Here is a 12,188-nt window from a genome sequence, read left to right as displayed (position 1 = left end):
CCCGGCGGCGTGGCGCGCCGCATGTCACAGCACTACCGGGCGCTGTCCCCTGGCGTGATGAGGGTGGACGCGGTGTCCTTGTCGTTGTGCTTGTGCGGGTCCTTGTCGTCGCCGTACACCGTGGCGGTGTTCTCCACGGTCGTGGGCTCCAGGACGTGGGCCGCGGTGCCGGTCACCTCGATCTCGACCTTGCCGCCCTTCGCCAGCGGACCACCCGTGCAGGACAGGAGGCCGTCGGTGATCTCGCACCCTTCGGTCGAGGTGGAGGGCGACAGGAGCTCCGCCGGGAGGTAGTCGGTCAGGGACCAGCCGGAGGAGTCGCCTGTGCCCTTGTCCTTGTCCTTGCCCTTCCCGCTGCCCTTCTCCTTCTCCTCCTTGCTCACGTTCTTCACCGTGATGCGGTAGGTGATCTCGCCGCCCGACGTGACTTCCTTCGGAGCTCGCTTGTGCACCGCGAGGTCGGCCTTGGAGTCGAGGAAGCAGGAGGTGGCGTCGAGGTTCGTGAGCTCCTGCTCAGGGACCTGGTCCTGCGTCGACAGGATCGTGAACTCGGGGTCGGCGGAGGTCGCGTTCTTCACGTGCACCCGGAAGAGCTCTCCGTTTGAATTGCGGAAGAATCCGAGATCGCCGTTGCCGTACACGAAGACGCCGCCGAAGTCCGAACCGCTCGGAAGGACACCGGGGAAGAAGTCCAGGTTCCCAGTGGCGATGTCGATGCGCGCGATCTCGCCGTTCTCGGTCGAGCCCCACAGGAATCCGTCGCGGAACGCGATGTCGAAGATGTCGAGTTGCGGGCTGTCCAGCCCAGGGACGTCGATGAAACCCTTGACCGAGTTGGACTTGACGTCGACGATGAAGATCCTGTCCGTATTGTCCGCCAGGATGTAGTAGTTGCCCTTGTCGTCGAACGTTCCCGAGATGTAGAGCGCGGGATCGAGACCTTCAATCTGACCGAGGTTGGTGAAGTCGCCATTGCGGTCGAAGCGGACCAGGTCGTTGTTCGCGTTGCCGAACGTGGTCCCGTAGAGGAAGCGGTCGCGCGGGTTCACGCCGATGGCGTTGTAGAGGAACGGCGTCGGGTTGCCCAGCGGCGTGAACTGGTACGTTCCGGGCCCTCTGTCGGCGGTGTAGAGCTGGTCCTCCGGGTTGCCGAACGAGGCGTAGACCTTCCCGTCGCACTCAACGCCGTTCTTCCCGTGGTGCGGATTCTGTGCGACAGCCGCCGCGGGGGCCTGGACGGCGCCGGCCGGTGATGCCGGCAGGCTGGTAGCGAGTCCTGCGACGATACCCACCGCACCCAGTGCGGAAAGCGCGCGCAGCCGCCGCTTTCCGTGCTTCGGCCCATTTGTTCCTCGGATCACGAACATGCACCTTTCACGCTCAAGGCGGACAGGGCCCCATGACGGAGGCCCCCTCAGTGTGTGCCGGATGTGACGGACAAGGATCAGCACAATGCATGTCGGGTCGAATATCGCGGCTCGGGATATGGGGAAGGAGTTCGCTCCAATGCACCAGGGAAATACCCGGGCATCTTTCGGATCATCGGAACGTCTGCCTGGCCGTGTCGTTGACCGGCGTACCGGCCTGTTTGAATGGGGCTGGTGAACGTGATCGAGATCGTGGTGGTCGTCCTCGGCGCCGTGGGAGCCGGGTGGCTGCTGCGGCGCAAGCACCTCGCGCGGGTGGCCGCCGGGCCCGTGGCCGGGATTCCCGGCATGGCGCGGAGACCGGCCGGTGAGGGGCGCTGGCGGGCGGGCCGGCTGTACGCGGACCAGGGCGAGGGCGCGGCCCGCTGGGTCCCGGCGCGCGGCGAGCCCCTGCCGCTGCCCGGCGGCCGCGCCACCGGCGTGCGGGTCCCGTCCGTGAAGGAGGGCATCTCCATCAACCCCGGCTCGCGGATCGTGACGTGCACCTATGAGGGCGGCGGGAGCATCGAGATCGCCGTCATGCCGCTGGACGTGCGCGAACTGCTGGCGGCGGTGCCGCAGGCGGTGGCCGACGACGACACAGCCTGAGGCTCCTGGAAGCCCTGGAAGCCCTGGACGCAGGTCGCCGGGCGGGGGACGGCCGCACTCAGCCGTTCCCCGCCCGGCGCCGGCGCCTCCTAGCCGATGACCGTGATGTCGTCGCAGCCGTAGAAGCTGAGCGGTCCGTTCGGGCCGCGGTAGCGCCCGAAGACGCAGCCGCTGGTATCGGCCGGGGTCAGAGCGAGGTCGCGGGGCCGGTAGTGCGTGAGCGCGTCCAGGTCGCCGTCACGCCTCACCTCGTCCCGCTCCAGGCTGTCCTCGGGATGGATCCTGTTGTGGATCTCGGGTACCCCCCTGCCGAGCAGCAGCAGGCTCGGGGATCCGAAGCGCAGCGAGGCCGCGTCGATCCTGGTCGCGTCGAAGGCGAGCGGGTTGCCGTACTCGCCCGCCGTGGTGGTCAGCACGGCCACCGGCAGGGTGCTGCCATTGAGGTTGACCGGGTTCCTGGTGCTGCCCGGCTGGACGTTGATGGTGACCGGGACGGCGCAGTCGACCGTCAGCCGTTCGGTGCGCCGGTTGTTGGCGGCGTTGGGATCGATCACCGAGGCACGCTTGGCCGCCACGGACGTGGTGAAGTCCAGGGTGTGCGCACCCGGCTCGGTGCAGGTGACGGAGTAGCTCTTCTCCAATCGCTGCGGTGTGCCCACGGCCAGGGCGACGTCCGTCGTCTCCGCCGCGGTGGGGGTGACGGTCACGCCCGCCCCGGCGACCACCGTGCGCTCCACCCGGGCGTCGGTCGGGCCGTCCGGTCCGGCGTTGGAGACGGTGCTGGCGACGGTCACGGTGACGGGCTTGCCCAGCACCGCGAACAGCGGGGCGGTCGGCGCCACGGCGTCGACCGACAGGTCGCTCTCCAGGCAGTCGGGATCGTCGGGGTGGGCCACGCAGAAGTCGCGGATCGCCGGCTTGACGTCCACCGTGAGGACGTCCCGGTTCAAGGCCACGTCGTTGATGGTGATGGTGGAGAGCGCCGGCGAGAAGGGCACGATGAAGCTGCCCGATCCGCTCTGCTTGATGTCCATGCGCTCTTGGTCGCCGTGCGAGAAGACCCACAGGGGACTCCACGCGTTCAGCCGGTCGGTCACGGTGCCGTCCACGTCCGTGAGGTTCAGCTTCAGGATCGGCGGGTCGCCGATGTGCGTGTGGGCCCGCTGAAGGCTGACCGACGTACGGTCGACGGTGGCTTGGGTGCGGCTGCCGAAGGTGACCCGTGCGACGACCGCTTTCGCGGGGTCGTCGTTGTCGAGGACGGGCAGCGGGACGGTGGCCGGATCGGGGTCGTCACTGGGAACGGCCGAGCCGCGCAGCGGGGCGATCACCAGGGTGAGCACCACCATGACGAGCACCGCGAACAGTGAACGGTAACGGTGACGGTGACGGTTCATCGTGGCCCCCTTCAGCATTTCGCCGACGAGCAGTCGTCGTAGATCAGCTTGTATCTCCTGAGGTCGGCGGCGTTCGCCGGACCGGTGTTGTTGAACATCACGTCGTTGGGGGTGGGTTCAGAACTGAACCAGTCCGGGTCGGGCCACCAGTCGGTCGTCCGCTCCCACTGGTGGCAGGCGGTCGCCTCACGGTTCAGGGCGGGCGCGTCGACGATGCAGCTGGCCATGTCCTCGTAGACGTTGGGCGCGACCTCCTGCTGCCAGTAGCCGCCGATCAGGGGGTACTCGTCCGCGAGCCCGAAGGGCTGGTGCCCGGTCTCGTGGGTGACCACCTGGAGCGCGTCCGACCGGACCGCCGGGTCGACCACGCCGGAGAAGATGCGGTCTCCGCGCAGGGCGCAGTCGCGTTGGTTCTTGCGGTGCAGGATGGCACCGGCGTCCGCGAAGGCGAACGCGTCGTCCCAGTTGTCGGGGAGGTCGTGGTCGCAGTCTCCGTCGGTGAAGTCGTCGGCCCGTGCCTGCGCACGCGCGATCCAGAAGTTGAACTTGTCCTGGTTGGCGAGGAAGTTGTCGAAGCCGTAGTAGGAGGTGTCGATGACGGAGCGGACGTCGGTCAGGAACTGCGGGTCGTCGGGGCCCGTGTAGCTGTCGCGGTCCGCGATGAACACGATGTCGAGCCGGCTGGAGCGGGGGCCGCTGTAGGAGATCGGCCGCGGCTCGGCCGAGCTGCCGGGATTGACGTCCACGCGGCGCCAGCCGGTGAAGAGCCCCGTGGTGCCCTCGCGTAGACGGCAGCCGTAGAGGAGGTCCCCGCCTTCGCCGGGAGTGAACGTGACGGACGTACTGTTCGCGCCGGACACCCTCCGGTCGGCCACCGGCACGCGTTCCGAGGTGCCCGAGACGTTCCGCACGGCCACGATCTGCAGCTCGTCGGCGATCACGGTGGGCATCAGCGCACCGTCGAGCGCGGTGGCCGTGATCGTCACGGGGTTGCCCACGGTGGGCGAGATGGGGTTGGTGGTGCACCTGATGCGCAGGCCCGGGGCGCTGGGCGGATCATCCGCCTCCACCCTGTACGTCACTTCGGCCCGGTCCTCCGCGGTGCCGGAGGAGACGCGGGTGCCCGCGCAGGCCTCTCCGTCGCCCGGGCCGAAGAACACCCGGCACGGGGAGACGCCCATCGAGAAGTTGATGCCCCGTCCCACCACGGGCGACGCGTCGTACTGGTCGTCGCCGGCGCAGAAGCCGCCGTCCTCGTCCCACACCTCGATGGTGACGGGGAGCTTCGCGACGCCGCTGCTCTGATCGAGGGTGGCGACGTCGACCTCGGTGGAGAACTCCCAGCCGCCCGGCGGGCTGATGTCGGTCTGGCCCTCCAGCTCGTCCTGTTCCTCGGTGTCCTCGTTGTTGAACGCCACGCCGTTGATGAAGACCTTGGCGTACCAGTCGACCGACCCGCACGCCCCTTCCTCGGAGCTGTTCAGCGCCCTGATGCGGTCGAGCGTGACCGTCACCTTCACGTTGGGCGCGGCGCTGGCCGTCGGCGTCAGCACGGCGAGAAGCCCCGTGCAGACGGCGAGAACCAGGATCAGGCTCAGACAGTGCTGCTGCACCGTCTTCCTTCCGTGGGGTGGCCTCTCAAGGCCGCCAACCGTATTTCCCACCCGTATGCCCCTCTGTTCGACCATATCCGGGGAAAACGGAGCGTAACCACACGGTCGGCGCGTCGTTCAATTGCCGCGCCAGCAAGGTCTCTTGAGGGGGATAAGAGGGCTCACCCGATAATGGAGGAACCCCGATGATCGGGTCGGTCGCTAGGGGGTGTCTTGTCGGTCAGGCCGGGTCAGGGAGCGGCGTCTGACGCGTGCGATCGCAAGGCGGAGGTGGGGGTCCCCCCGCCGAAGGCAGGGGGAGGAGTCGACGCGGAGCGTCGGTGAGTGACGACAACGCGGCGAGCGTGCGTGGCAGGCGTCGCGAGCCCGGCCTGATCGGCAAGACACCCCCTAGCTGTTGAGTTCGGCCAGGACGCGCAGGGTGTGGGGGTCCGGGGCCGTGAGGAGCAGGTCGGTGACGGGGCCCTTGCGCCACAGGTCCAGGCGTTCGGCGATCCGCTCGCGGGGGCCGATCAGCGAGATCTCGTCGGCGAAGGCGTCCGGGACGGCCAGTACGGCCTCCTCCTTGCGCCCGGCGAGGAACAGCTCCTGGATGCGGCGGGCCTCCTCCTCGTAGCCCATGCGGGCCATCAGGTCGGCGTGGAAGTTGCGGGCCGCGTGGCCCATGCCGCCGATGTAGAAACCGAGCATCGCCTTGACCGGCAGGAGGCCTTCCGCGACGTCGTCGCACACCTTGGCGCGGGCCATCGGGGCGATCATGAAGTCGTCGGGGAGGTCGGTGAGCGAGGCCTGGTAGACGTCCGTGCGGGTCGGCGACCAGTACAGGGGCAGCCAGCCGTCCGCGATCCGGGTGGTCTGGGCGATGTTCTTCGGGCCCTCGGCGCCGAGCAGGACCGGGAGGTCGGCCCGGAGCGGGTGGGTGATGGGCTTGAGGGGTTTGCCGATCCCGGTGCCGTCCTCGCCGCGGTACGGGTGGCTGTGGAAGCGGCCGTCCAGTGCGACCGGGCCCTCGCGGCGCAGCACTTGGCGGATGACGTCGACGTACTCGCGCGTCGCGGTGAGCGGGCTCGCGGGGAAGGGCCGCCCGTACCAGCCCTCGACCACCTGCGGCCCGGACAGGCCCAGGCCCAGCATCATCCGGCCGCCGGAGAGGTGGTCCAGGGTCAGGGCCTGCATGGCGGTGGCGGTGGGGGTGCGGGCGGCCATCTGCGCGATGGCCGTGCCGAGGCGGATGCGGGAGGTGTGCGCGGCGATCCAGGTCAGCGGGGTGAAGGCGTCCGAGCCCCAGGCCTCCGCGGTCCACACCGAGTCGTAGCCGAGGTTCTCGGCGAGGGTGGCGAGGTCGAGGTGGGTGGGGTTGGGGCCGCGGCCCCAGTAGCCGAGTGCGAGTCCTAGGCGCATGTACGGTCCCCTCCGGCGAGGTGGTTTCTGACGGGGCGTCAGATGTGCGTCAGGGTATGGCAACGGCCCCCCGCCCGGGAAGGGTGGGGGGCCGTGCGGTGGGTCCGGTGGGTGCGGCGCCGTTGCGGGGCGCTGCCCCGGACCCCGCGCCTCAAACGCCGGCGGGGCTGGATTGTGCCGGCGGGGCTGATGCTTAGCCGCGCTGGATGCCCGAGGTGTCGTTCAGGATGCCGCGGCGGCCGTCCTGGGTCTGGGCGATCAGGGTGGCCGGGCCGCGCTGTTCGACGGCCAGGTACCAGGTGCCCGGGGCGAGTTCCGCGATCGGGGTGGGTGAGCCGTCCTCCGCGAAGAGGGGGCGGGCCACCGGAACGGCGAACCAGAACGGGGTGAAGTCCGCCGCCGGGGTGGGTGCCGGAGTCGGGGTCGGAGCCGCCGCCTGGTGGGCGTCCTGCGGGGTGCCGCCGTACGGCGGGACCGGCTGCGGGGTGGAGCCGTAGGGCTGCGGCTGCTGGCCGCCCGGGTAGCCGTACCCGGCGCCGGGCTGCGGCTGGCCCCCGTACGGCGGGACGGCGGCCGGCTTCGGCTCCGGCACGAGCTGACCCGCGAGCGCCGGGACCTTGGCGCCGAAGAGGGCGACACCGGCCAGGGCCAGGGTGCCGAGGAAGGCGAGGATCGCGCCCGCGCCCAGGTCGACCCGGGACGGGCAGGTGATCAGGGCCCACAGCGCGGACCAGGCCGCCGAGACGGCGAGCACGCTGCCCCACGCCGACAGCGGCAGGCCCAGGACCTTGCGGGTCTCCGGCTGGAAACGGCCGGCGATGAGCAGGCCGACGGCGATGAAGCCGATGAGGAAGACCGTGGGGAGCACCAGGGCGTAGGAGTCGGTGTCCCACGCGTTCGGCAGGTCGGCGCCGGTCATGGAGTAGAAATCGAGGAACGAGGCGATGAACAGCAGCACCGCTGCTCCGATCACCACGCCGTCGCCTCGAGTGAGGGAGCGGATGTTCACGTCTTAGGTGTCCTTCTCGGTCTCGGTCGTCTCGTGGTGCCGCATGCGCAGACCATGCCCGGAGCGGGCGGGCGGGCACCATGGTACGGAGGTTCCGCGCGGCCGAAGGGGTCGGGGCGGTGACCAAGTCCCGGCGGGACTCCCGAGGGGACTACCCCCCGAGGAAGCCGACGATGCCGTCCGCGATGCCCTGCGCCGCCTTCTGGCGCCACTCCGGACTCGTCAGCTGCGCCGCGTCCTTGGCGTCACGCATGTTGCCGCATTCGATGAACACCTTGGGCCGGGTCGACAGGTTCAGTCCGCCGAGGTCGTCGCGGACGACCAAACCGGTGCCGCTGCCGAGGTAGTTGGCCGGCGCAGAACCGGTGGTGCGGGCGAAGTTCCCGGCGATCCGCTCGCCGAGCTCGCGGGAGGGTCCGACGATCGGCGCGGTGTCGGCGCCGCCGCCCTTGACCTTGGCCGGGAGGATCACGTGGAAGCCGCGGTTGCCCGCGGAGACGCCGTCGGCGTGGACGGACACCACGGCGTCGGCGTTCGCCTCGTTGCCGATGCGGGCGCGCTCGTTGATGCAGGGGCCCCAGGGGCGGTCGGCCTGGTGGGTGAGGGAGACCTTGAGGCCCTGGGCCTCCAGGATGGCCCGCAGGCGCTGGGAGACGTCGAGGGTGAACTCGGCCTCCATGTAGCCGGAGTTGGTGGTGGTGCCGGTGGTGTCGCACTCCTTGCGGCCCGTGCCGATGTCCACCTTCTGGTTGATCTCATCGGTGTGCTGGAAGTTGCCGGTGTTGTGGCCGGGGTCGATGACCACCGTCTTGCCCGCGAGCGGGCCCTTGGCGGGCGCGGGGGCGGCGGCAGAGGTGCTCGTACTGGGGCTCGCGCTCGGCGTGGCCGTGCCCCCCGGCTTCGCGTCCCGCTGGCCCGGCGACAGGGCCGAGTGCGAGGCGGGCAGCGGCACCAGCCTGGGCTGCTGCTCGTCCGGCCCGGCCCCGGTCAGCACCTGGGTCAGCACCCAGCCCGCCAGGCAGGCCGGGGCGACCGCGGCGACCGCGACGACCAGGGTGGAGCGACGCGTGAACCACGGCCGGTCCGGACTGACCGACGAGCCGGACTCGGGGGGCGGGGGAGTGTCGTCGTAGCGCACGCCGCGATGCTAGACCGCTGCGCGGTTGCTCGGCCGGATCCTGGGCCATCCGAGGGCGCGGTGCGCTTATCGGACAGGCCGCTTCTTTGGAGCGGGTCGGCGGGTGCGGGGCGTGCCGCCCGGGCGGTGCGGGGGCCGGTTGCGACGGGGCCGGGCGCGCGCCGGGGCGTCTCCTCGGGCGCCGAACGTGGCGAGGGGTCGGGTAGTGCGGCGGTGTTGTGTTCGGCGCCCTGCGGGGACGCCCCGGCACACACCCGGCCCCGCCGAAACCGGCGGGCAGCGGCCTGATCGGCAGGCCCTAGGCCGTCTCTTTCGGATCTTGTCGGCCGAGCCCGCGGCGTCTGGTGCCGTGCATGGCAAGGCGGAGGGGAGCGCCGCGTACTGGACGTACGCGGGCGCCCCGACAACGCGGCCAGGTGCGGTGCCAGGCGTCGCGGGCCCGGCAAGATCCGAAAGAGACGGCCTAGATGCCGGAGCCGGTGCGGCGCAGGACGCGGAGGGAGTCGGTGACCGAGATCTCATCGAAGGCACCGGAGGCGAGGGCGCGCAGGTAGATCCGGTACGGGGCCTGGCCGCCGTCGGCCGGGTCCGGGAACACGTCGTGGATGACGAGCGTGCCGCCCTCCGCGACGTGCGGGGCCCAGCCCTCGTAGTCGCCGGTGGCGTGCTCGTCGGTGTGGCCGCCGTCGATGAAGACGAAGCCGAGCTTGCCGCCCCAGGTGGCGGCGACCTGCGGGGAGCGTCCGACGATCGCGATCACGTGGTCTTCGAGACCGGCGCGGTGGAGGGTGCGGCGGAAGGTCGGCAGGGTGTCCATCAGACCGATCTCCGGGTCCACGACCGTCGGGTCGTGGTACTCCCACCCGGGCTGCTGCTCCTCGCTGCCGCGGTGGTGGTCGACGGTGATCGCGGCCACCCCGGCCTCGCGGGCGGCGTCGGCCAGCAGGATGGTGGAGCGGCCGCAGTACGTGCCGACCTCCAGCAGCGGCAGCCCGAGCGCGGCGGCCTCGGCGGCCGCCTCGTACAGGGCGAGGCCCTCGCGTACGGGCATGAACCCCTTGGCGGCCTCGAAAGCGGCGAGGGTCTCCGGCTTGGGGGTGGCGGCCATGGGTTCCTCCGGCGTTCAGCGTGTCGTGGCGGCCCATGGTGCCCTACCGCCCGGTAGGGCACCATGCCGGGGCCCGCCTCGCCCCCGCGCCGCGGCGTCAGCCGTCGACGTCCGCGCAGATCGCCTGGACCGTGAAGTCCACGGGGGCGGTGTGGCCGTTGTGGATGTACCCCTCCCAGTTGGTGGCGTCCGCCCCGGGGACCGTCCCGGACTTCACGACGTGGATGCCCGCAGCCTCGATGTTCACGAAGACGCCCCCGCCCGTCACCTTCTTCCCGGCCGGACAGGTGAGAGTGGCGCCGCACGTCGCGCCGACCGGGCACTCCAGGGTCGTCGACACCACCTCGTGGCCCGTGAACCCACCCGACCCGTTGGACGTGTCTTGTTCAGCGCTTTGGGAGCAATTGATGTTCTGGGTGCCGGTGAAGGTGTTGTGCGAGCCCACCTGCCCGGCCGGGTAACAGACGAGGGTGATCGAGGGCAGGTTGAGGACCGACAACAGCGAGTCGTCCTCTGCCTCGTGAGCGCCGCCCGCGCCGAGCAGTACCGCGGCCAGGGTGGCACCGCCGATCGCCGCCAGCCGCGTGGCGAGCCTCATCCTTCGTCTACGCAGACCGCATAGGCGACGATGACGCCGGGGCGCTCGGGATCCGCGTCACCGACGTTCGTCGCGTTCGCCGTGAAGCCGGTGGTGGGCACGTCCTCGGTCGGAAACGCGTCGTCGATGCGCATGTTCGCGGTGCCCGCGAAACCCCCGCCGGTCGTCACCTTTCCCTCCGGGCAGGGGCCGTGGCGCCGCCCGATGCCCCTGGGTCGATGACGTCGAGTTCCTGGATGACCTCCCCCGGTGATGCCGCGGCCATTGGCCGGGGGTGTCGGGTTGGTGATGTCCTGGGAGGTGCTCTGACTGCAGTTGATGTTCTGCGTGCCGTTGAAGGTGTTCCCGCTCCCGATCTGCCCGGAGGGGAAGCAGGCCGCTCCGACCGCCGGGTTGTCCCTTCGTCGACTACTTGAGCAGGCTGCCGAGGCCGGTGGCGTTGGCCGGCGCCGGAGACAGCCCGGAGGCGAGGCCGGTGATCTGGCGCTTGGCGTCCTTGACCGTCGGAGTGAGGAAGCGCAGTGACAGCAGGTTGTCCAGGCTGAGGGGACTGGCGCTCGGCCGTTCGGTGGTGGGAGCGGCCTGGGCGGCGGGAGCGGAGGCGAGCCCGACGGCGAGCGCCAGGGCTGCCCCCGACACGATGCGGGCGACGGTGAGGTGAGCCATGACGGCCCCAACGCCGCCGGTAGCGCCCGGTTATGGGCCATGGGCGGGGCAGGGCGGTTCTTTCGCTCGACTGGCGTCGTCAGTTAGGCGATTCGGGCTACCTGTGCGCGTTCGCGTGGTTACGCTCGGCTACGGAGACCAAACACGAGCTAGAGGGGGTGGCTGCCCATGGTCGGCGTCCGCGATCTCGATCCCAGCGCATCGCCGCTGGACTACTACGGCTACGAACTCCGCCGGCTGAGAGAGGGTGCCGGGCTGAAGCAGGGGCAGTTGGGCGACATCATCTACTGCACCGGCTCGCTGGTGGGCATGGTCGAAAACACGAAGCGGGTGCCGACCCGGGACTTCTCGGAGCGGGTGGACGCGGCGCTGGGCACGGACGGGCACTTCTCCCGGCTGGTGGGGTTGGTGCTGCGGAGCGTGTTGCCGACGTGGTTCCAGGCGTACGCGGAGATGGAGGCTCGGGCGGCGTACCTCTCCACCTACCAGGCGCAGTTGGTGTACGGGCTGTTGCAGACCGAGGAGTACGCGCGGGCGGTGCTGGGCGTGCGGAGCGACGGGGACCTCGACGCAAAGGTGGCCGCCCGGATGGAGCGGCAGCGCATCCTGGACCGCGAGAACCCGCCATTGATGTGGGTGGTGCTGAGCGAGGCCGTGCTGCATCAGGAGATCGGCGGCCGCGAGGTCATGCGGAACCAGCTTGCCCACTTGTTGGCCCTGCAGAGTCGGGAGTGGGTGCAGGTGCAGATTCTGCCCTTCGAGGCGGGCGCCCATGCCGGGCTGCCGGGCTCGTTCAACATCCTGCGGTTCGACGACGACCCGGACCTCGTCTATACCGAGGACTTCGTCCAGGGTTACATGACGGCCAATCCGCAGGCTCTCAGGGAGGGTTCGCTCCGATACGATCATTTGCAGGCCGCCGCCCTCTCTCTGGAGAAATCGGCGGCGCTGATCGCCCGCGTATTGGAGGAACGTTATGGAGATCATCCAGGACCTGACGGGCGCGCGGTGGCGTAAGTCCTCGTTCAGCTCAGACACCGGCGGTGACTGCGTCGAGTGCGCCCCGCTCGGCGCCGCCGCCTGGCGCAAGGCCTCGTACAGCGCTGACACCGGCGGCGAGTGCGTCGAAATCGCCACCCAGCCCTGCCTGGTCGCCGTCCGGGACTCCAAGAACCCCGACGGCCCCGCCTTCACCGTCAGCCCCACCGCGTTCGCCGCGTTCGTCAGCGCCCTGTAGCCGCGG

At 70.3% G+C, this 12,188-nt stretch carries 13 protein-coding genes; 3 read left to right on the top strand and 10 right to left on the bottom strand.

The window, feature by feature from the left end; translation table 11 throughout:
- Nucleotides 1-32: 32 nt before the first annotated feature.
- Nucleotides 33-1,292, bottom strand: a complete 1,260-nt coding sequence (locus tag ACZ45T_RS22010; protein ID WP_468443781.1) for a DUF6923 family protein — start codon at nucleotides 1,290-1,292, stop codon at nucleotides 33-35.
- A 309-nt stretch (nucleotides 1,293-1,601) separates the two neighbouring features.
- On the opposite strand from ACZ45T_RS22010, the gene ACZ45T_RS22005 reads away from it, so the two are divergent.
- Complete coding sequence (locus ACZ45T_RS22005; RefSeq protein WP_468443779.1) at nucleotides 1,602-2,015, top strand: hypothetical protein; 414 nt, start codon at nucleotides 1,602-1,604, stop codon at nucleotides 2,013-2,015.
- 89 nt (nucleotides 2,016-2,104) lie between these two features.
- Here ACZ45T_RS22005 and ACZ45T_RS22000 read toward each other — a convergent pair whose 3' ends face one another.
- The 9 genes from ACZ45T_RS22000 to ACZ45T_RS21960 form a co-directional block, all read right to left on the bottom strand.
- Nucleotides 2,105-3,412 carry a hypothetical protein gene (locus tag ACZ45T_RS22000; protein ID WP_468443777.1) on the bottom strand — a complete coding sequence of 436 codons (1,308 nt, stop codon included), beginning with the start codon at nucleotides 3,410-3,412 and terminating at the stop codon, nucleotides 2,105-2,107.
- A gap of 11 nt (nucleotides 3,413-3,423) precedes the next feature.
- Nucleotides 3,424-5,025, bottom strand: coding sequence for a hypothetical protein (locus ACZ45T_RS21995; protein ID WP_468443775.1), 1,602 nt, complete (start codon nucleotides 5,023-5,025; stop codon nucleotides 3,424-3,426).
- A 390-nt stretch (nucleotides 5,026-5,415) separates the two neighbouring features.
- Nucleotides 5,416-6,426 (bottom strand): LLM class F420-dependent oxidoreductase, encoded by a 1,011-nt coding sequence (locus tag ACZ45T_RS21990; protein WP_468443773.1) that lies wholly within the window; start codon nucleotides 6,424-6,426, stop codon nucleotides 5,416-5,418.
- 193 nt (nucleotides 6,427-6,619) lie between these two features.
- On the bottom strand, nucleotides 6,620-7,435 hold the full coding sequence (locus ACZ45T_RS21985) for a hypothetical protein (protein WP_468443771.1): 816 nt from the start codon (nucleotides 7,433-7,435) through the stop codon (nucleotides 6,620-6,622).
- A gap of 151 nt (nucleotides 7,436-7,586) precedes the next feature.
- Nucleotides 7,587-8,573 (bottom strand): N-acetylmuramoyl-L-alanine amidase, encoded by a 987-nt coding sequence (locus ACZ45T_RS21980; protein WP_468443769.1) that lies wholly within the window; start codon nucleotides 8,571-8,573, stop codon nucleotides 7,587-7,589.
- Between the two features lie 463 nt (nucleotides 8,574-9,036).
- A complete protein-coding gene (locus ACZ45T_RS21975; protein WP_468443767.1) occupies nucleotides 9,037-9,681 on the bottom strand; it encodes a class I SAM-dependent methyltransferase in 645 nt (214 codons plus the stop codon).
- Nucleotides 9,682-9,778: 97 nt separating this feature from the next.
- Nucleotides 9,779-10,279 carry a hypothetical protein gene (locus tag ACZ45T_RS21970; protein ID WP_468443765.1) on the bottom strand — a complete coding sequence of 167 codons (501 nt, stop codon included), beginning with the start codon at nucleotides 10,277-10,279 and terminating at the stop codon, nucleotides 9,779-9,781.
- Nucleotides 10,276-10,449 carry a hypothetical protein gene (locus ACZ45T_RS21965; protein WP_468443763.1) on the bottom strand — a complete coding sequence of 58 codons (174 nt, stop codon included), beginning with the start codon at nucleotides 10,447-10,449 and terminating at the stop codon, nucleotides 10,276-10,278. The genes ACZ45T_RS21970 and ACZ45T_RS21965 overlap by 4 nt, the downstream gene beginning before the upstream one ends.
- A 238-nt stretch (nucleotides 10,450-10,687) precedes the next feature.
- The gene (locus ACZ45T_RS21960) at nucleotides 10,688-10,945 is read right to left on the bottom strand and encodes a hypothetical protein (RefSeq protein WP_468443761.1); all 258 of its coding nucleotides are present in this window, start codon (nucleotides 10,943-10,945) and stop codon (nucleotides 10,688-10,690) included.
- Between the two features lie 168 nt (nucleotides 10,946-11,113).
- On the opposite strand from ACZ45T_RS21960, the gene ACZ45T_RS21955 reads away from it, so the two are divergent.
- Nucleotides 11,114-11,962: a helix-turn-helix domain-containing protein gene (locus ACZ45T_RS21955; RefSeq protein ID WP_468443759.1), complete on the top strand. Its 849-nt coding sequence runs from the start codon at nucleotides 11,114-11,116 to the stop codon at nucleotides 11,960-11,962.
- Complete coding sequence (locus ACZ45T_RS21950) at nucleotides 11,922-12,182, top strand: DUF397 domain-containing protein (RefSeq protein ID WP_468443757.1); 261 nt, start codon at nucleotides 11,922-11,924, stop codon at nucleotides 12,180-12,182. Before ACZ45T_RS21955 ends, ACZ45T_RS21950 begins: the two co-directional genes overlap by 41 nt.
- Nucleotides 12,183-12,188: the final 6 nt, after the last annotated feature.

The organism is Streptomyces sp. NPDC030995 (assembly GCF_055571215.1).
The sequence above is the reverse complement of the archived record's forward strand: the minus strand, read 5'-3'. Positions and strand labels throughout refer to the sequence as shown.

Excerpts from the sequence above, each read along its gene's own strand:
- ACZ45T_RS21950 (WP_468443757.1), top strand. The coding sequence starts at position 11,922 with ATGGAGATCATCCAGGACCTGACGGGCGCGCGGTGGCGTAAGTCCTCG.
- ACZ45T_RS22000 (WP_468443777.1), bottom strand. The coding sequence starts at position 3,412 with ATGAACCGTCACCGTCACCGTTACCGTTCACTGTTCGCGGTGCTCGTC.
- ACZ45T_RS21990 (WP_468443773.1), bottom strand. The coding sequence starts at position 6,426 with ATGCGCCTAGGACTCGCACTCGGCTACTGGGGCCGCGGCCCCAACCCC.
- ACZ45T_RS21970 (WP_468443765.1), bottom strand. The coding sequence starts at position 10,279 with ATGAGGCTCGCCACGCGGCTGGCGGCGATCGGCGGTGCCACCCTGGCC.
- ACZ45T_RS21960 (WP_468443761.1), bottom strand. The coding sequence starts at position 10,945 with ATGGCTCACCTCACCGTCGCCCGCATCGTGTCGGGGGCAGCCCTGGCG.
- ACZ45T_RS21955 (WP_468443759.1), top strand. The coding sequence starts at position 11,114 with ATGGTCGGCGTCCGCGATCTCGATCCCAGCGCATCGCCGCTGGACTAC.
- ACZ45T_RS21975 (WP_468443767.1), bottom strand. The coding sequence starts at position 9,681 with ATGGCCGCCACCCCCAAGCCGGAGACCCTCGCCGCTTTCGAGGCCGCC.